The 18,056-nt window shown below is 66.7% G+C and carries 20 protein-coding genes, 1 pseudogene and 1 other annotated feature; of the genes and pseudogenes, 10 read left to right on the forward strand and 11 right to left on the reverse strand.

Annotation, left to right across the window (positions count from 1 at the left end; genetic code table 11):
* The first annotated feature begins 1,077 nt into the window (after nucleotides 1-1,077).
* Nucleotides 1,078-1,242, forward strand: coding sequence for a hypothetical protein (locus MR1_RS20100; RefSeq protein ID WP_169797676.1), 165 nt, complete (start codon nucleotides 1,078-1,080; stop codon nucleotides 1,240-1,242).
* Nucleotides 1,243-1,301: 59 nt separating this feature from the next.
* On the opposite strand, the gene MR1_RS10335 is transcribed toward MR1_RS20100, so the two are convergent.
* The 5 genes from MR1_RS10335 to MR1_RS10355 all read right to left on the reverse strand — a co-directional run bounded on the left by MR1_RS10335 (nucleotide 1,302) and on the right by MR1_RS10355 (nucleotide 6,372).
* Nucleotides 1,302-2,339, reverse strand: coding sequence for a diacylglycerol/lipid kinase family protein (locus MR1_RS10335; protein ID WP_084344525.1), 1,038 nt, complete (start codon nucleotides 2,337-2,339; stop codon nucleotides 1,302-1,304).
* Nucleotides 2,336-3,436: a fatty acid desaturase family protein gene (locus tag MR1_RS10340; RefSeq protein ID WP_067245956.1), complete on the reverse strand. Its 1,101-nt coding sequence runs from the start codon at nucleotides 3,434-3,436 to the stop codon at nucleotides 2,336-2,338. Before MR1_RS10340 ends, MR1_RS10335 begins: the two co-directional genes overlap by 4 nt.
* Nucleotides 3,437-3,469: 33 nt before the next feature.
* Entirely contained in the window at nucleotides 3,470-4,033 is a 564-nt protein-coding gene (locus MR1_RS10345; protein WP_255218132.1) for a hypothetical protein, read from the reverse strand.
* A gap of 268 nt (nucleotides 4,034-4,301) precedes the next feature.
* A complete protein-coding gene (locus MR1_RS10350; protein ID WP_067245960.1) occupies nucleotides 4,302-5,978 on the reverse strand; it encodes a SulP family inorganic anion transporter in 1,677 nt (558 codons plus the stop codon).
* A 19-nt stretch (nucleotides 5,979-5,997) separates the two neighbouring features.
* Nucleotides 5,998-6,372 carry an ArsR/SmtB family transcription factor gene (locus MR1_RS10355; RefSeq protein WP_067245963.1) on the reverse strand — a complete coding sequence of 125 codons (375 nt, stop codon included), beginning with the start codon at nucleotides 6,370-6,372 and terminating at the stop codon, nucleotides 5,998-6,000.
* A gap of 83 nt (nucleotides 6,373-6,455) precedes the next feature.
* Here MR1_RS10355 and MR1_RS19730 point away from each other — a divergent pair, with 83 nt between their 5' ends.
* Nucleotides 6,456-6,605 carry a hypothetical protein gene (locus MR1_RS19730; protein ID WP_157518018.1) on the forward strand — a complete coding sequence of 50 codons (150 nt, stop codon included), beginning with the start codon at nucleotides 6,456-6,458 and terminating at the stop codon, nucleotides 6,603-6,605.
* 172 nt (nucleotides 6,606-6,777) lie between these two features.
* Nucleotides 6,778-7,185, forward strand: a pseudogene (locus MR1_RS19365) (helix-turn-helix domain-containing protein); the annotation flags it as partial.
* Between the two features lie 200 nt (nucleotides 7,186-7,385).
* Here MR1_RS19365 and MR1_RS10365 read toward each other — a convergent pair.
* From MR1_RS10365 to MR1_RS10390, 6 genes are all read right to left on the reverse strand, one after another.
* A complete protein-coding gene (locus tag MR1_RS10365) occupies nucleotides 7,386-7,739 on the reverse strand; it encodes a hypothetical protein (RefSeq protein WP_067245970.1) in 354 nt (117 codons plus the stop codon).
* A gap of 2 nt (nucleotides 7,740-7,741) precedes the next feature.
* Nucleotides 7,742-8,227 carry a type II toxin-antitoxin system Phd/YefM family antitoxin gene (locus MR1_RS10370; protein WP_067245973.1) on the reverse strand — a complete coding sequence of 162 codons (486 nt, stop codon included), beginning with the start codon at nucleotides 8,225-8,227 and terminating at the stop codon, nucleotides 7,742-7,744.
* Between the two features lie 643 nt (nucleotides 8,228-8,870).
* Entirely contained in the window at nucleotides 8,871-10,076 is a 1,206-nt protein-coding gene (locus tag MR1_RS10375) for an ABC transporter permease (protein WP_067245976.1), read from the reverse strand.
* Nucleotides 10,073-10,774, reverse strand: a complete 702-nt coding sequence (locus tag MR1_RS10380) for an ABC transporter ATP-binding protein (RefSeq protein ID WP_067245979.1) — start codon at nucleotides 10,772-10,774, stop codon at nucleotides 10,073-10,075. The genes MR1_RS10375 and MR1_RS10380 overlap by 4 nt, the downstream gene beginning before the upstream one ends.
* Nucleotides 10,771-11,907 carry an efflux RND transporter periplasmic adaptor subunit gene (locus MR1_RS10385; protein WP_067245983.1) on the reverse strand — a complete coding sequence of 379 codons (1,137 nt, stop codon included), beginning with the start codon at nucleotides 11,905-11,907 and terminating at the stop codon, nucleotides 10,771-10,773. Before MR1_RS10385 ends, MR1_RS10380 begins: the two co-directional genes overlap by 4 nt.
* Complete coding sequence (locus MR1_RS10390; protein WP_157518020.1) at nucleotides 11,904-12,299, reverse strand: hypothetical protein; 396 nt, start codon at nucleotides 12,297-12,299, stop codon at nucleotides 11,904-11,906. Before MR1_RS10390 ends, MR1_RS10385 begins: the two co-directional genes overlap by 4 nt.
* A 330-nt stretch (nucleotides 12,300-12,629) precedes the next feature.
* Between MR1_RS10390 and MR1_RS10395 the strand changes: the two genes are divergently transcribed.
* From MR1_RS10395 to MR1_RS19375, 7 genes are all read left to right on the forward strand, one after another.
* Entirely contained in the window at nucleotides 12,630-13,292 is a 663-nt protein-coding gene (locus tag MR1_RS10395) for a response regulator transcription factor (RefSeq protein ID WP_067245989.1), read from the forward strand.
* A 110-nt stretch (nucleotides 13,293-13,402) separates the two neighbouring features.
* Nucleotides 13,403-14,539, forward strand: coding sequence for a sensor histidine kinase (locus MR1_RS10400; RefSeq protein ID WP_067245993.1), 1,137 nt, complete (start codon nucleotides 13,403-13,405; stop codon nucleotides 14,537-14,539).
* Nucleotides 14,540-14,584: 45 nt separating this feature from the next.
* On the forward strand, nucleotides 14,585-14,863 hold the full coding sequence (locus MR1_RS10405; protein WP_067245997.1) for a hypothetical protein: 279 nt from the start codon (nucleotides 14,585-14,587) through the stop codon (nucleotides 14,861-14,863).
* 21 nt (nucleotides 14,864-14,884) lie between these two features.
* On the forward strand, nucleotides 14,885-15,931 hold the full coding sequence (locus MR1_RS10410; protein ID WP_169797677.1) for an IS3 family transposase: 1,047 nt from the start codon (nucleotides 14,885-14,887) through the stop codon (nucleotides 15,929-15,931).
* Nucleotides 15,128-15,256 (forward strand) — a sequence feature (AL1L pseudoknot). (Overlaps the previous gene by 129 nt.)
* 201 nt (nucleotides 15,932-16,132) lie before the next feature.
* Nucleotides 16,133-17,203: an IS110 family RNA-guided transposase gene (locus MR1_RS10415; protein ID WP_067246002.1), complete on the forward strand. Its 1,071-nt coding sequence runs from the start codon at nucleotides 16,133-16,135 to the stop codon at nucleotides 17,201-17,203.
* A 22-nt stretch (nucleotides 17,204-17,225) separates the two neighbouring features.
* Nucleotides 17,226-17,459 carry an integrase core domain-containing protein gene (locus MR1_RS20430; protein ID WP_067246005.1) on the forward strand — a complete coding sequence of 78 codons (234 nt, stop codon included), beginning with the start codon at nucleotides 17,226-17,228 and terminating at the stop codon, nucleotides 17,457-17,459.
* Nucleotides 17,456-18,007, forward strand: a complete 552-nt coding sequence (locus MR1_RS19375) for a DNA methyltransferase (RefSeq protein WP_217996218.1) — start codon at nucleotides 17,456-17,458, stop codon at nucleotides 18,005-18,007. Before MR1_RS20430 ends, MR1_RS19375 begins: the two co-directional genes overlap by 4 nt.
* The last annotated feature ends 49 nt before the right edge of the window (nucleotides 18,008-18,056 follow it).

The raw sequence follows: 18,056 nt of genomic DNA on the forward strand, positions 1-18,056 counted from the left end.
TCTAGTCTTCCGGAGAGAGCTCGAGCTCGCGGTCCTGAGGGGCGGTCTTGGGGTTCTTTGAACCATTGCGTCGGGCCTTGCGGGTAGCACCAGCGCCGTTGGTCTTGGCATCGTCGTGGGTCGTGGCCGCGGACCGCAACGGCCGGAAATGGCCGCAAGGGCGTCAAAGTGATGGGTTTTCGATGACCGGATCACATCCACCTACAGAAAGAGTCCCGGAAACCCTTGAGTTTCCGGGACCTCTCGGTCGGGCTGACAGGATTTGAACCTGCGACCCCTTGACCCCCAGGCGTCCAGATGGCGACTTCGGACTCGCGACCCGCATGATTGCGGGCCTCTCATCATGCAGATCATGTCGTGGGATGCATGATCTGCATGGTTCTGGTCCCCTTCTGGTCCCCCCGAGGGCGTTCCCGTTGGGAGTCGAATGGCGCGGCGGATGCAACATGCAGAGCTGCCTTCCGCGTCATGCTAATCAAGAGACTCTGAGCGTCATCCTGGGCTCGCGTTGCCAAGTGTTTGGATGAACTTGCCAACCGCATCAGGGGCTGGCAGGTCGATCCGGAGTCGGATGCTTCCCGCTTTCGGTCCTGTGCCGTTGACGATCGCAGCCCCGCCGAGTTGGTCGAGAAGCGGGCCTATGGCGTCTGCTGCATCGGCGGGCAGATGACCGACGCCGCGTCCGTTGGAGGTGACGGCGACCCCGGCTGGGGATCTTCGCGTGCGGGGCTGGGTGCGGAGGACGTAGGTGCGAGGCGCTTGGCTGTCGCGTTCGCGATCGTTCACGAGGTAGTGGGTCCGTTCCAGCGTGACAGGCCGTGTCGGCAGGTGTCGGAGATCGGGGAGTTCGTGGTGGCGGCTGATGCGACCGGTTGTGATGTGTAGAAGTTGTTCCCACCATGCGGGCATGAGCGCCCCTTCTCCTCGGATCCGTATGCCATCACCGAGGCGGAGCACGCTTCTACTATGTCAGCCCGTGCTGTGAATCCTCCCGCCAGCCGCGGGCCCGGACAGATCCGCAGAGGCAATGTCGTTGATCACCGGTTTTCTCGGGCGATTGAGCGTAGCGTGAGGAGCATGTGGACAGTTCTTCTCATCTTGCTTGTGGCCTGGGTGGTGCTGTCGATCGTGGGATTCGTGTTCGAGGGCCTGCTCTGGTTGGCCATCATCGGGATCGTGCTCTTCATCGGCACCCTGATCTTCGGGATACTCCGTCAGCGCGCCAAGCGCGCCAAGACGTAGTCACCCCGCACGGGACGCACGGGGCGCGGTCCACCTTCCTTGCCGTTGCGCCTGGGTTTCTACGGGCGTGACGGCCGCTGCCGGGCGGCGGTGCTCTTCTCCACCACGATCGTTTGGGCCGGCACGCGCACGTGCAGGGCGCCCGGGCGGACGCTGACGCGGACACGGGTGATGTGGCCGAAGCTGTCGCCGTCGAGTTCGATGAGGTGAGGGGCGTCGAACCGGGCTTCGAACCGGGTTCCTTGGACGTAGGCGAGTGCGTGGAGGTCGGGTGTCTGCTGGAGGATCTTGCGGCTGAGCGGGGAGCGGCGGGCGAGGCCTTGCAGGGTGAGGCGGGTTCCGATCCGCGCCCACCCGAAGCGTCCTGTCGGGCGCATCATTACGACGTCCAGCAGGCCGTCGTCGATGATCGCAGCGGGGATCAGGAGCATGTTCCCGGTGAGGGTTCCGCAGTTGCCGACGATGACCGTGTGCGCCCGGGTCGACCTCACCCGCCCTCCGTCGATTCGGTAGTCGAGATGGAAGAGCTTGTTCGCGATGACCGAGCGGGCGATCGGTGTGACGTACGCGAACCAGCCGAGATGCTTTTTCGCGATGATGCTTGTGCTCTCCGCCATCTCCGCATCCAGTCCGATGCCGGCCATGACCATGAACGTATGCGAACGCCGGGCGCCGCTCTCGTCCTCGAGCTCAGCCACCCCGACATCCACGGACCGGTCCTCACCCGAGAACGCGGCGGAGACGCAGGCGGCGATGTCGTTGAGCGGCGCACCGACATCACGTGCGAGGAGATTACCGGTGCCCAGGGGAACCAGCGCGACCGGAATGCCCGTCCCTTGCATCACCTCCGCGACGGCTCGGACCGTGCCGTCGCCGCCCGCGACCATCACCACCGCCGGAGCAGCAGCGAGAGCGTGCTCCGCGGCCGCCCGGCCCGCGTCGTCGCTGCGCGTCTCGTACCAGCGCGTCTGCTCCCACCTATGCTGGGCCTCATACTCCGCGACCACGGGGCGAAGCCGCTCCAGCGGGGTCTTCACAGGGTTGTAGACGACGGCGGCGTGCCCTCGCCCGGCTGCCGTGTGGTCGTGCGTGCTCACTGCGGGACTGCGGTGAAGTAGCGGCGCTGCTCGACCAGGGGGCAGGTGAACACGTCGCGCTCCCCGAGTCCGACACGGTTGATGTACCGCACGATGATCGCATAGGACGCCAGCAGCCCCGTCTGCACATACGGCACATCATGGCTCCGGCAGTAGGCGGCGATGATGGGCGCTGCCTTGCGCAGGTGAGGGCGCGGCATGGACGGGAACAGGTGATGCTCGATCTGATAATTCAACCCGCCCATCGCGGTGTCGAGCAGACGTCCGCCGCGGACGTTTCGGCTCATCATCGCCTGGCGGCGCAGGAAGTCGAAGCTCGCATCGCTCGGCACGATCGGCATCCCCTTGTGGTTCGGGGCGAACGAGACGCCCATGTAGAACCCGAAAAGCCCGAGCTGCACCGCGAGGAACACGAACGCGATGCCCGGCGACAGCACGAGGAAGACGAGCACCGGGAAACCGACCAGGCGGACCAAGAGGAACCCGATCTCGACCCATCTTCTGCTCAACGGACCGCGCGTGACCACCCGACGCACCCCGGACGCATGCAGCGAGACGCCCTCCAGGAGCAGGATCGGGAAGAAAAAGATCCCCTGATGCGAGCGCAACCACGACAGGACCCGCCCTCTCGGCGCGGCACGCTCCGGAGCCACGACGATCACCGGCAGCTCAATGTCGGGATCGGATCCCAGCTTGTTCGGATTCGCGTGGTGACGGGTGTGCTTGTGCTGCCACCATCCGTAGCTCATCCCCACCAGCAGGTCGCCGAGCACGAGACTTGTCCAGTCGTTCCACTTGCCAGAGACGAAGATCTGCCGGTGCGCCGAATCATGCCCGAGAAAGGCGATCTGCGTGAACACGACCGCCAGGAACGCCGCCGTGAACAGCTGCCACCACGTGTCACCGATCCACACGAACACCAGCAGACCGCCAGCGAGCACAAGCGGCAAGCCGATCAGCTTCGACCAGTAATACCCATACCGGCGACGTAACAGCCCCTGATCCCGGATCGTCTTCGCCAGGGCCGTGAACTCACTCCCAGCCCTGCCGCTCCGCCGATCCATCGAGCGCGGTGTGGTCGAACGAAACCCACCCATGATGCGCCCCACATCCCACGGCCACGGACGCCATCAACGCCCGTGACCACCCTCGTCAGTCCAGTCGTCGATGCGGGCGCGATCGTCGGTCGCCGCGGCATGCCGATCCGGCTCAGGCATTCGTGTCTCGGAGGTGCGGAACGTCACCGACTCCGCGAGAGCCGCGACAGAGGCCGCTCTGTCATGCTCACCCGCAGCCGCCTCGCGGAACCGGACCGCCGCCGCATCCTGCTTCGCACGGACACCCTCGCTGATCTCCGCCAGCCTGTCGGCAAGCACCCCACCGAGACCGTCGCGCAACTCCTCAAGATTCGTGTTCGCGATCTCCAAGCGACGATCCGAGATCGTCAGCTCGACGGTCGAGTACCCAGCCTTCGCGAGACGGTCCCGCGTCTCGCTCCCCAGGATCTCCGTGATCTCGTCCCGTTCGGGGCGGCGCGTGAACACCGCCTCCACCGTGTAACGATCCGGGGCCTCATCAGTCATCAGCGCCGCAGGCAACGAACCCACCAGCACCGATCCCAGGCCCAGCGTCGCGGTATCTGCACCGCTCGTTCGTGTCTGCGTATCCATAACCCCACGGTACGCCCCCAACATGTACGCCTCACAGGTTCAACCAAATTGAAGCGCCCTGCCCGCGGGTGAGAACGAGCGTAAGCGGCCGGGCACGCCTGCCGCAGAGCAGGTGGATCTTCGTCATCGAACCGCCCCGTGCCCCGCAAGCGACGTCGGCGACAGTCAGCATTGCTGTTTGGCGACCTCGTCAACAGCAGAGTGCCCTACTCATCCGTGGCCCACGAACGTCCGTGCTCCTCAGTGAAGGAGAGGGCACGCCAGGTGTAGAGGTCGCTCATGTGGGCGGGGATCATGCGTCCGATGCTCCGTTCTGATGCCCGCGCCTCGTGGTCGCATCCTGGGTCCGTGCCCTGCGGATGTGGCTACGGGCATGAGCGATCGCGGGGTCCAGGTCGGTGTAGAGGTGGTTGTGGTGGCGGAGGGATGCGATCACGCCGACTCGGGTTGCGAGTTGCAGGTGTTTGGGTGGAATGCCTTTGATGAGGACGGTGATCCCCCGCCGCTCGAGGGTGTGGACGAGTTCGGTGAGGACTTGCGCGCCGGTCGCGTCGAGGACCTGCAGCCCGGACAGCCGCAGGATCACGACAGTCACATTCTGGATGGTGCCGATGCGAGCGACGATGCGTTCGGCCGCTCCGAAGAACAGTGCCCCATCGAGGCGGAACAGGGCGATGCGATCGTCCCCGGGCTCCGCAGGCGCGGGGAGTTCTTCCCGGTGCACGCCGGCAGAGATCGCAAGGCGACGCAACGTGAAGAACGCGGCGGCGAGGACCCCAATTCCGACGGCGTAGATGAGATCCACGCTCACGGTGATCACCGCGGTGACCACGAACACGAGCGCGTCGGAGCGGGTGGAGCGGAGAATCGTGCGGATCGTGGTGAGGGAGATCATTCGGGTCGCGGTCACCATCAGCACCCCCGACAGCGCAGCCAGCGGGATCGTGGATACGACGGTGCTTGCCGCGTAGACGACGACGAGCAGGATCAGGGAGTGGACAATCGCGGCGACCCGGGTGCGGGCACCGGATCGGATGTTCACTGCGGTGCGGGCGATCGCCCCCGTTGCGGGCATGCCTCCGAACAGTCCGGAACCGAGGGAGGCGAGGCCTTGCCCGACGAGTTCCCGGTCCGCATCGTAGGGGCCGGTGTCGGAGATCGAGGCGGCGACCCGGGCGGACAGCAGCGATTCGATCGCCGCGAGAGCGGCGATCGTGCACGCCGGCCCCATCAGCGCGAGTACCGTTGCGGGGTCTGCGACCGGAAGGAGTGGGGCGGGCAGCGATGCCGGGAGCTCCCCGATCGACGGCACCGGAACCTGGAACACCACAACCAGCACGGTGACGACGATGATCGCGATAATCGAGCCGGGGAGCGCCCGGTGCAGTTTCGGGGCCAGCACCATGATCGCCGCGACCGTACCGGCGATGGCGAGTGACCACCACATTGTGGGCAGATCCACCGTGCCGGCGGCTTCTATGGCGGCGACGGCGGCGTTGCTGCTGGGACCTGCGGGCACGCCGAGAGCGGCCGGGATCTGCTGCAGGAAGATGATGACCGCGATCCCCAACGTGAAGCCCTCGATGACCGGCCACGGGATGAACGTCACCGCGTTCCCCAGGCGCAGCAGGCCCGCGAGGAGCACAATGCCCCCAGCCATCACGCACACCACGGGCAGGACGGTGAGCCCGTGAGCGGCGATCACCGGTCCGAGGACGACGACCATCGCACCCGTCGGGCCGGAGACCTGCACGTTCGATCCACCGAAGACAGCAGCGATGACCCCGGCGATGATCGCCGTCACCAACCCGGACGCGGCACCGGCACCCGAGGACACTCCGAACGCCAACGCGAGGGGCAACGCCACGACCCCGACCGTCACCCCGGCGAGCACATCACGCCGCCACGACCGCGGGACCTCCCGGTAGTCCGCCCGCCGCGGCCACAACCCGGCCAGCCCTCGCGCCATCAGCGGGCCCCCGGACTTCTCATGCCGCGCCGGGACGTGAAATGTCGGGGAGGGACACCGCGGACACCAGCTGCTGCTGCGTCGTGTGCAGCAGCTCGGTCAGAAGCGCGCGGGCCGCGCTGAGAAGATCCACGACCTGCGGATGCGCCACCCGGTAGAACACCAGGCTTCCCCGGCGTTCGGCAGCAACAAGATGGTGCTTGCGGAGCACGGACAGATGCTGCGACAGATGCGACGCCTCGAGGCCCGTGTCCGCCAGCAGTTCCGACACCGACGTCTCCGGCTGTGAGCACAGCACTTCCAGCACTCGCACCCGGACCGGGTGCGAGAGCCCCTTGAACAGGTTTGCCTTCACCTCATACAACGGACGCTGCGCATCCCACGTGTCTGCCACAACAACACCTCCCGATTGATGAATCCATCATACGATGGATACTCATATCCGCTACTCGCCCCGCTGCACCGATTGGACCTGCGATGAAGACCGCCTTTACCTTCACCCTCACCATGGGGTTGCTGCTGTTCGGGATCTGGCTCCTCGGTGCCGCGTTCTCCGCACCGAGCGGGCAAGCGTTCGTCTTCATCGGCGGCCTGCTGTGCATCGCACTGACTCGACACCCCATCTGAGCCCGCCGTCGGCGCGGTCGCGGTGCTCGTCGATGAACGCGACTATCGCTGGTGTGGCCGGTCGAGTTCGGCCGCGAAGAAAGCCGAAGCCGCCTTCAAGATCGGCGGATTCAACCGGTCAGCGCAATGAGTGCTGTGAGATGAAGCAGACGCTGATCTCGGGAGGCATTCGTTGCAGGGCAAGCATGGTCATCTCAGTCGTGAGCAGAAGCAGCTCGCGCTCCGTCTCCACTCGAAGGGGTGGCGGCTCATCGATATCGCCCGCGAGATCGGCTGCACGGCCCCGATGGTCGGCCGCATGGCGCGGGAAGGGCGTCACCTCGACGGGAAGCCGTTCGGCTGGGAGCCGCGCGAGGGGCATCTGACGGTCTTCGATCGTGAGGAGATCCTGGTTGGTCTCGCGCGCGGTGACACGTTGACCGCGATCGCGCTCGCCCTGGGACGGGCGGTGTCGACGGTCAGCCGCGAGGTCAAGCGCGGCGGCGGGCGGGAGGGGTACTCGGCGTGGCGGGCGCATGAGGACGCGCGAGAGCAGGCCCGCCGACCGAAGCCGTTCAAGCTTGACGGTGGACACTCACTCTCGTCGAGCCCATGGTCGTCGAGATCTCGGCGGACATCGCAATGACCGGCGACTCCTTCCGGCACGCGGTGCGGTTCGTGCGCGCGCGGCCCGAGATCCCGGTCGCAGAGGTGGCCGTCGCGACCTGACATCCCGGCATGTCCTCCATGCCGTTCACGATGTCGAGGCGCTCAGCGCTTGCTCTCCTGCATCGTCTGGCTTCACTGCTTCGTCTCGTTCGGGTGGTGCGTGTGCACCTGCTCGAGGTACACCGTGCGTCCGTCGACGTAGAACCAGACGCGGGCGCTGCCCTTGGTCGTGGGCTTGTGCTGCCAGCGCTCGAAAGATGAGCCGCCTCGCGTGATCGTGCCGAGCTCGCCCTTGAGGCGGTAGTTCGTCGGCGTCGTCGCGTGCGGCGTGCGGGTGAGGAAGTCCCACGTCTCGGTCATCGCGTTGCGGATCGTCGCGACGAGGTCCTGCCAGCCGCGACGTGCGTCTGCGGTCGCGAAGCGGATCTCGTACTCGACCTTCTTCGGCGGGCGCGGGACCAGCTCGCCCTTCTTGGCAGCCGCCACGACTACGGGCGCTCCACCGGCTCGCCAAGCTCGGCGTCACCAGCGGCGTCGGTGTCGTCCAGCCACTCCAGGTCGGCACTGCCGAGACCCGCAGCGACGGCCGTCGCCGTTTCCTTCCAGCTCGTCAGCTCTGCGATGGCCAGATGCGGCTGATCGGTCGAGAACGACGCGCGGGCGGCGTCGACGAGCTCCTGGGCGCAGGTCTCACGATCAGCCGGCGACAGGGCGAGCATCCACGGGAAGACCTTCGCCATGCGCTCGGCCAGCGTGCCCTGGTCGTCCAGGGTCACCGTGATCAGCTGCGCTGCGAAGTTCAAGAGCCGTGCGCGCCCCTCGGCCTCGCGCTGCGACATCAGGACCAGTGCCTCGCCGTCGCGACGAGTCACCGTGACGGGGTGGTCCTCGGCCTCGGCGAACACCTCGGCGGAGTGCTTGCTCAGGTCCGAGGAACGCCGCGTTCGCGTCGGAATAGTCGCGGTGATGCTCATGCGCTCAGTCTATTCGGAACGTATTCGGAAGTCCAGGTGGTTGCACGTCGCGAAAGGAGCCTCACGCTCGCGCTTGGGTGACGTCGTCGACATCTTCGCTCTGGGAGTCGGGCTCATCCTTCGCGGACGTATAGGAGCTGCCACCCTTCGGGGACGCTGGCGAGGATCCCGTCCATGTCGGCGGCTTCGATCTCGCGGAGCCCACCTCGTGACCCGGCGCGGACGCCAGCACTCCCCGGAGGCGGCGTTCGCGCTGATCGAGGAGTTCTTCGACGCTGGGGACGCTACGCCGGAGCCATCGCCCGATGGGAGCGCATCACCGGCAGGCCCGCTCCAGCCCCTGCGATCCTGAACGAGCGCGGACCCGCTCCCGCTCCGGCGTTCGTGGAATGGCTGATGGGCCTGAGCGAGGGATGGGTTACCGACTCTGAGTACGGGCTCACGCACGCTCAACAGCTCACTGCGCTCGGCAATGGTGTGACACCGCGACAGGCTGTAGCGGCTCTCCGAGCACTCACGCAAGCCTGCTAGATGCCAGGCTGTCCGCCACGGGCGCGTCGCCGGAACGGCTTGGTCCGGTGCTCAGCCGCTCGAGAAGCCGACATCGAGTTGGATTCTGCGCCTAATCGCTTGGCGTCGCTTGTTACGAGGCCCACAGCGCCTCGGTGGGTGACATACGCGCAGCACGTATGGCAGGGAGGAGGCCTGCGATGGCTCCGATGACCAGTGCGGAGCCGAGCCCGCCGGTCCAGGCGAGCGGCGGGATGACTACGAGCCAGCCTTTGCTGGTCGCGTAGACGACGGTCGCGAGTGCTCCGACTAGGACCCCGGTGACGCCTCCTATGAGTGAGAGCAGGATCGCCTCGTTGAAGAACTGGGTGCGGATGTGTCCTCTGGTGGCGCCGAGTGCGCGGCGCAGGCCGATCTCGCCACGCCGTTCGAGGACCGAGACGATCATCGTGTTGGCGACGCCGACGGTTCCGACCAGGAGTGAGATGGCCCCGAGTCCGAGGAACAGCGAGTTGAGGGCGCTCTCTGCCTGGGCGCGGGCGAGGAGGGCGTCGGACGGGCGGCTGACGGCGACTTCGTTGGGGTTCTCGGGGTTCGCGGTTCGGGCGAGGAGGGCGTGAACCACAGCGACTTGTTCGGTGTCTGTGCGGACGTAGATCGTGGTGGGGTGTCCATCGAAGCCGAGGTAGTCCTGGGCGGCGGCGAACCCGACGAGCACGGAGGAGTCGATCTCGGGCGCCAGGGTTGCCGGGGCCAGGATGCCGGCGATGGAGAACCATTGCTGGTCGATCCAGAGGCGCGCTCCCGGGTGGACGCTGGCGATGCCGAGGCGCCGTGCCGCGGTGGAGCCGAGGACCACGACGGGAAGCTGTTCGGTGGCGGGGTTGAGGAAGTCGCCGTGGGCGATCGCAGCGCCGATCGCGTCGGGCAGTCCCGGGGTGGCGGCGCGTAGAGCGAGACTGTTGGTGTTGACGGCGGGGATGAACGGGTTGCGGTAGATGGGGATGTCGATCGCTGCGGTGGACTCGACGTCGGTCACGTCGGCGATCCGACCGATCCGGTCTGGCGCATCGACCGGGAGGGCGGCCGCGTCGCCGGAGAGGTCGCGCCCGGTGCTGACGGTGAGGAGATTGGTGCCGAGCGAGTCGATCTCGGCGAGCAAGCCTGCCTGCGACGAGGAGGAGAGTCCGAGGACGCCGACGATTGATGCGGTACCGATCGCGATTCCCAGGGCGGAGAGCGCGGCGCGGAGTTTGCGGGTTCTGATGCCGATGCTGCTGACGCGGAGCACGTCCCGTGGGCGCAGCCGGCGGGGCGAGAGGTCGTCGTCGGTGGTCATGCGTTCTCCTTGGGGTGGTCCTGGATGGTGTCGCTGACGATGCGGCCATCGAGGATCTCGACGCGCCTGGGCAGGCGGGCGGCGATGGCGAGGTCGTGGGTGATGACCACGATGGTGGTGCCGCGCCGGTTGAGGGCGTCGAGGAGGGCGAGGATCGCGTTCCCCGTGGTGCTGTCGAGGTTTCCGGTGGGTTCGTCCGCGAGGACGATGTCGGGTTCGCCGATGAGGGCTCGGGCGATCGCGACGCGTTGCCGCTGTCCTCCGGATAACTGCGAGGGGAGAGCGTCGGTCCTGTGCTCGAGGCCGACCTGGGTCAGCGCTTCGCGTCCTAGCCTGCGGCGGGTGCTGGCCGGGGTTCCCGCGTAGAGGAGCCCGTCGGCGACGTTGTCGAGCACGCTCTGGTGCTCGTCCAGGAAGAACTGCTGGAAGACGAATCCGATGCGCGCTGAACGGAGGGTGGAGAGTTGCCGGTCGTCGAGGTCGGAGGTGTCGCGGCCCGCGACACGAACCTTTCCGGCCGTGGGTCGGTCGAGAGTGCCCATGATCTGCAGCAGTGTCGTCTTTCCGGATCCGGAGGGGCCGACGATGCCGACGAGTTCTCCCGGCTCGATGGTGAGGTCGACGCCGCGGAGGGCGGCAACCGGCGGTTCGCCGGGGTAGGTGCGTGTCACGCCGCTCAGCTCGATGACGGGGGTCATGCTGCGGGCACCACGACTCGCTGGCCGGCGCGAAGGCCGTCGCCGGAGACTTGGACGAGTCCGCCGGCGCTGTCGAATAGGCCGAGCTCGACGGTGACAAGGTGACTGTCGCCGCCGGTTTCGAGCACTTCGACCGCGTATTCGCCGCCCGAGAGAGCGAGAAGGGCGGTGACCGGGACGGTCAGCACGTCCTCGACGGTCTCGGTCGTGATCGCGACGAGCACCGGTGCCTGGTCCAGGCCTGCGGCGGTGCCCGGATCTGTGAGGGCCGCGCGCACCGGGACGGTTGCGGAGCCGCTCTCTTTCTGGGTGGCGACCGCGCCGACGTCGGTGACAGTGCCGGATGCGGTGGTGAGGTCGGGAAGGGTGACGGCCACGGCATCGCCCACTTTGACGTGAGCGAGGAGCGAGACGGGTACTTCGGCCTCGACCTGCGGCGTGGTGGAGGTTCCCTCGATGATGGTTTGCCCTGCCCCGGCGGGCGCGCCGAGGGTCGCCGATGTCGCCGTGACGCGCACGGCGCTGGGCAGGAACACCACTTGTCCGAAGTCGAGCGTGCCAGACTCTCGCAATCCGAAGGCGGCTTGGAATCTCTTGATGGCTTGCTGGCTGCGCCAGGTGATCTCGTCGCATTCGGGGTCGATGTCGAGCCCGTCGGCATAGCCGAGCGTGACCAGGGCCGCGTTCAGTTGCTGGGCGTCGACTCCGGTTGTTCCCCACTCGAAGGCACGCCAGGCCGGGGTATCTCCCGCGAGGAGGACGACCGGTTTGCCGTCGACGCGATACAAGGTGCTGCCGGGCTCGATGACGGTGCCGGGCGTCGGGAGCGCGGTGATCGTTCCGGACAGCTGACCGATCACATCGAGATCGCCCGCATAGCCGAGAGTTCCGCTGACCTGCTGCTGTGCGGCGATGGTCCGGCGTTCCACCGCTGCTGTCGCGGGTGCGGGGGCGGAAGCCGCCGGGGCTGGGTTTGAGGGATGCCAGAGGGTTGCGGTGAGGACACCGCCGCCGGTGGCGAGGATGACGATGACGGCTGCGGCCACGATGATCCGGCGCCTGCGGTGGGTGCCGCGTGACCGCTCCGGAATCACCAGATCGTCCGCGGGAGGGGGCGCATCCGTCGTGGTCACGGTGCGTTTCCTTCCGTCATGCCCGGCTCGTCGCCGCCATCGGGCAGCAGGCTCTTGCAGGCTTCGTGTGCGGCCTGGAATTGCGGTGAGTTGGGGTCGATGGCGGCGCCGTCGCCACTGTCTCCGCGCTTGGTGTCTGGTCCCTGTGCCGGTGCCGGCGGGTCCGGGTAGCCGGGCACGCCCTCGTCGCGCATGCACTGCGCGTACCGCAGCACAGCCTGGTAGTCCTCGTCCTGTACGTGGGACCCCTGGGTAGGCAGCAGTGGTGCGCAGGTCTGCTCCGCGTTCCGGTACTGGTCGGAGTCGATCGGGACCCCGAGTTCGTCCGCGACGACGTCGAAGCCGCCATCCGAGTCAGGGTCGGGGAAGCCGGGGACGCCGTTGTCGCGCATGCACTGCGCGTACGCCACTGCGTCCGCGGCTCCAGCTGGAGTGCTTCCCCCTGCGGAGTCCTCGCCCGACGGCGAGCCGCCGCCGGGCGCGCACCCGGCGAGAAGAAGAGCAACGGTCACTGCGGCCAAGACTGCGCCTTGCGCCCTCGTCCGTGCCGGCGATGTTGATCTGGTCATGTCGGTGAGTCCTTTCGGTTCGGTGATGCTCCGTTTCTAGGACCGGCGTGGTTTCGGGGAGGTATCGCTGCGCACGACCGCGTTGCGTCTTCTGGGCTTCTACATAGGGACGGTGAAACCGCTCCGAAACCGGATTGGGCGCATCCTGGAGGCATGCGGATATTGGTGATCGACGACGACACAGAGCTGGCGGATGCCGTGTCCGTCGGGCTGCGGCGGCGGAACATGGCCGTCGATGTCGCCTATGACGGCTCTTCGGGTCTCGAACGGGCCGAGCTGAATGACTATGACGTGATCGTCTTGGACAGGGATCTCCCCTCAATGCATGGCGACGATGTCTGTGCGCGACTGGTGGAAGAAGGCGGTCGCAGTCGGATCCTCATGCTCACGGCGGCGGACTCCGCGGGAGACCTGGTGGACGGCCTGGATCTGGGCGCCGACGACTACCTCGCCAAGCCGTTCGATTTCGCCGTCCTCGTCGCGCGTATCGGCGCACTGGCACGGCGCTCCCAGCCTGCGCACCCCCCGGTGCTGCGTGTCGGCGATTTAGTCGTCGACACCGCCAGGCGACGAGCTTTTCGGCACGACCAACCGCGAGATCTCACACCCAAGGAGTTCGGCGTGCTCGAGCTGCTGGTGACGGCAGGGGGACGCACGGTCTCTGCCGAGGAGCTCCTCGAACGTGTCTGGGACGAGAACGCCGATCCCTTCACCAACGCCGTCAAGATCACGGTGAGCAGACTGCGGGCCAAACTCGGCGATCCACCCGTGATCGAGACCGTCGCAAGGTCCGGCTACCGGGTGATCGTCTCATGAGGACTGGACCTCGCGGCCGTCCACGTCCCCGGTCGAGGCACTTTCGACTGCCGATCAGGGCGCGACTCACCGCGCTCTACGCGGTTCTCTTTCTGGCTTGCGGCGCGACAATGCTCGCGATCACCTATGGTCTTGTCGACCAGACGACCCGATCGGAGTCGCTCACTCTTGTCCAGCCCGACGGCACCGGGGTGGTCGTCGACGTCGACCTCGACGGTGCTCCGCCGCTCGGTCAGCCGGAGACGACGGGCGACGGCCCAGGGCTGACGCCTCCGGGTCTCGACCCCGCCGAGCTTCGCGACCACGCGGCGCAGCAGCACACCCAGCGGATGCTCACGCTGCTCGGCCAATCCGCGATCGCGCTGGGCATCATGACATTGGTCTCGGTCGTGCTCGGCTGGATCATCGCCACCAGAGCGCTGCGCCCTCTCCGCGCCATCACGGCGACGACACGACGTATCACCGCTGAGAACCTCGACGAACGCCTCTCCCTGGATGGCCCCCGAGACGAGCTCACCGAACTCGGCGACACCATCGACGGATTGCTCACGCGATTGGACAGCTCGTTCCGGGCACAACGCATCTTCGTCGCCAACGCGTCGCACGAACTCCGCACACCGCTCGCCCGGCAACGCACAGTGGCCCAGGTCGCCCTAGACGACCCAGCCGCCACAATCGAATCCCTTCGCACCGCCCACGAACGCGTGCTCGCGGCCGGCGCGCAGCAGGAGCAGATCATCGACGCCCTACTCACTCTCGCGAGAGGACAGGCCGGAGTCCGCAGCTCCGAACCCATCGATCTCGCCTCCCTCGTTCGTGACTGCCTGGCTCACAGCCAATCGCCCGCGAAACAACAGAACCTCACGCTCGATGCCAAGCTCTCGCCCGCATCCGTGGTCGGCGACCCCCGGCTGATCGAGCGCCTCATAGCAAACCTGCTCGACAACGCGATCCGCTACAACCGCCCCGGCGGCTCCGTGCACATCAGCACCAGTACCAGCAACGAGATGGTCGAGCTCAAGATCACCAACACAGGAGACACCGTCCCCGAGGAGTCCGTCGACGCCCTGCTCGAACCGTTCCGGCGTCTCGACCGCGTTCGCACCTCGCACGCGGACGGGCACGGGTACGGACTCGGACTGTCCATCGTCCACGCCATCGCCAGGGCCCACCGTGCGACCCTTGACATCCAGCCGCAGCCGGGCGGGGGGCTCTGCGTCTCCGTGGCATGGGATCGCGGAGCGTGACGACGCAGGCTGAGCCCCGGCAGCAAGGAAGGCCTCTTCGACGCCGTGCTCGACGACATCACCGTCCGCACCGTCGAGTTCATCCCGATCACCCCCGATGACCTGCCCGGCTACGCGGTGCGCCTCTACGACGCTGCCACCGCCTCCCCCGACGTGAGCCGCTTCGTCGCCTGGTACCAGCTCCAGCGTGGCACCGACACCACCCCACGCGCCAGTGTCGAAGAAGCCACCCGCGAGAAGATCACCAAGGTCGCCGCAGCACTCGACGAAGGCACCATCACCAGCCCCCTCAATGAATCGCCCCGGGTCTCGTGGAGGGTCTGATTCCCCGAGAGGATGAGACCCATGCCAGCACCGAGGAAGTATCCGCCGGAGCTTCGTGAGCGTGCGATGCGGCTTGTTGCCGAGGCCAGAAGGGAAGATCCGGAGTTGTCGCTGAACGCGGCGGTGGTCCGGATCGGGCTGGTGCAAGCAGGCCGCGATCGACGCGGGCGAACGCCCCGGGACGACCACGAACGATGCCGCTCGGATCAAACAGCTCGAGGCGGAGAACCGGGAACTGAAGCGCGCGAACGAGATGGCGGATTCAACGTTCTTCGCGCGGGAGCTCGACCCGCGACTGCCGTGGTAGTTCAGTTCATCGACGATCATCGTGACCGGTTCGGGGTCGAGCCGATCTGCCGGGTGCTCACCGAGCACGCCGTGCCGATCGCCCCGTCCGGCTACTACGCGTTCAAGACCCGCCCCGCATCCGCGAGGGCGGTTGCCGACGCGGAGCTGGTCGTGCAGATCGAGCGGGTGTTCTGGGATCAGAAGCTCGGTCGAGGCATCAGCGGCGTCCGGAAGATCTGGCGCCTGCTGCGCCGGGAAGGCATCGTCGTGGCCCGTTGCACGGTCGAGCGACTCATGCGGCAGCAGGGGCTGCGTGGGATCCGCCGCGGCAAGCAGTTCGTGACTACCCGGCCCGACTCATCGTCGACGCGGCCGCCGGATCACGTGCAACGCTGCTTCCGCGCGGACCGGCCGAACGAGCTCTGGGTTGTCGACTTCACCTACGTTCCGACGTGGTCGGGGATGGCATTCACCGCATTCGTCACCGATGTCTACTCGCGCCGGATCGTGGGGTGGCGGACGATGGACCGAATGCCCACAGAGTTGCCGCTGGACGCGCTGGAGATGGCTCTGTGGGTCCGAGATCGCGCCGGTGAAGACGTCACAGGGGTCATTCAACATTCCGATGCCGGAGCTCAATACACCGCGATTCGCTACGCGGAGCGGCTCGCGGACGTCGGCGCGATCGCGTCGATCGGGACCGTCGGCGATTCGTATGACTGTCAGTCTGTTTCTGCCGCATCCCGCAAGGATGAGGAAGTCCTGGCCGGAGCGTTCTGACCCTTGCTTATGATTGGCCCGCAGGGTGCCTTGGCGTTGATCTGTCGAGCCTCCGGCCGGGCGCGCAGTAACCGCTGCCGCCGGATCGGGCGTGACCTGATAGGAGCCTGGAGCAGTCTCGACAACGCGTCCCCATGACAGTCCTGTCCACCCGCCGGCGACAGCGTGACACCACGCTAACCGGCAGGAGGACCGAAGAACATGACCGCAGTCGAGCCCGCCCGCTCCGGGCACGTCGTGATCGGCGTCGACACGCACAAGCACATCCACGTCGCCGCAGTGATGGACTCCATCGGCGGGATCCTCGCGACCCTCACGATCGCGACCGATACAGCTGGCTTCAAGCAACTGCTGGAGTGGGCGAGCGGGTGCGGGAAGATCATCGCGTTCGGCATCGAAGGCACCGGCTCCTACGGGGCCGCGCTGACCTCGTTCTTGCGCCGGAACGATCACAAGGTCGTCGAGGTCTCGCGACCGGATCGTCGGTTGCGGCGCCTGAACGGCAAGTCCGACACTCTCGACGCGGAGAACGCCGCCCGGGCGGTCCTCGCGGGGTTCGCGACCGCGGTCCCGAAGAGCGCCGACGGCGTGGTCGAGATGATCCGGCAGCTGAAAGTCGCCCGCGACACCGCGGTCAAGGATCGCACCGGAGCGATGGTCACCCTCAAAGCGATGCTCGTCCACGCTACCGAGGATCTCCGACGCGAGACGGCGCGGAAGACGCAGAAGATGATCGCCCGTCACTGCGCCGCGCTCCGGCCCCGTGGGCTCGAAACGCCGGAGGACGCGAACCGTCACGCGCTCCGGTCGATCGCGAAACGCTGGATCGCGCTCAATGAGGCGATCACCGAGCTCGAAGAGCAGATCGAGCAACTCGTTCTCCGGCGGGCGCCGCATCTGCTGGACGAGTTCGGCATCGGTGCCGACACTGCCGCGGAGATCCTCATCGTCGCCGGCGACAACCCCGAGCGCATCAAGAGCGAAGCCGCGTTCGCGAAGCTCGCCGGCATCAGCCCCATCCCCACAGGGTCGGGCATGACCAGCGGGAAGCATCGCATCAACCATGGCGGTCACCGCCAGCTCAATGCCGCGATCTACCGGACCGTCATCGTGAGGATGAGATTCCACGAGCCGACGATCGCCTACGTCGCCCGACGCACCGCCGAAGGCAAGAGCAAACGCGACATCATCCGCTGCCTCAAGCGCTACGTCATCCGCGAGGTCTACCACCTCGTCAAGACCGACCCCAGAACCGGCGAAATCGCGAGTTGACAACTATAGGAGCATCAATGCGATGGCCGAGGCGTTCAACTCGCTATTCAAGGGCGAATTGATCCACAACCCACTCAAACGCGGACGCGGCTGGCAGTCGATCAACGACGTGGAGATCGCCGTCGCCGAGTACATCGACTGGTACAACCACCGCCGCGTCCACGGCGAGCTCGCCCAACGCTCCCCAGCCGAGGTCGAGGAGGCGTACCGGACCACGCGCTACGATCAGCCCGCCGAGCTCACCCGGGCACGGTGACAGACAACGAAGCCTGCATCAGACCCGGGGCGCAACAGGATGCTCAACGGTGGGAAGGGTGGGGCACAGCGCTGCGGCCCGCGTTCGAACCGATCATCATCGCCCGGAAACCACCCGAAGGAAACGTCGTCCGTAACGTCCTCCAGCATGGTGCGGGTGCGGTCAACATCGACGGCGCGAGGTTCGCAGATGACCGGTGGCCGACAAACGTTGCGTTCGACCAGCCGCAGGCAGAAGCGCTCGATGTGCTGACGGGGACGTGGCAGGGCGAGTCACTGTCTCGGAAGTTCCCGATCTTCCGCTTTGACCACAAACCCTCTGCCGCCGAGCGTCCTCGGGCATTCGGGGTGTCGCACACGACCGTGAAGCCGCTGGCGTTGATGCGCTGGCTGGTCACACTAGTAACCCCGCCGCACGGTGTGGTGTTGGAACCATTCGCAGGATCGGGAACGACAGTGGAAGCAGCGGTCAGGGGCGGCTATCGTGTGCTGGGCCTTGAGAAGGATGCCTCCTACGTTCCGTTGGTCCAGTCACGCCTGGACCGATAGCCCCTGGGTTCGGGGCTCCTACCAACGACTCCCCCATACACCGGCTAAT

This window comes from Microbacterium resistens NBRC 103078 (assembly GCF_001552355.1).
In the GTDB taxonomy this organism is placed as follows: Bacteria; Actinomycetota; Actinomycetes; order Actinomycetales; family Microbacteriaceae; genus Microbacterium; species Microbacterium resistens.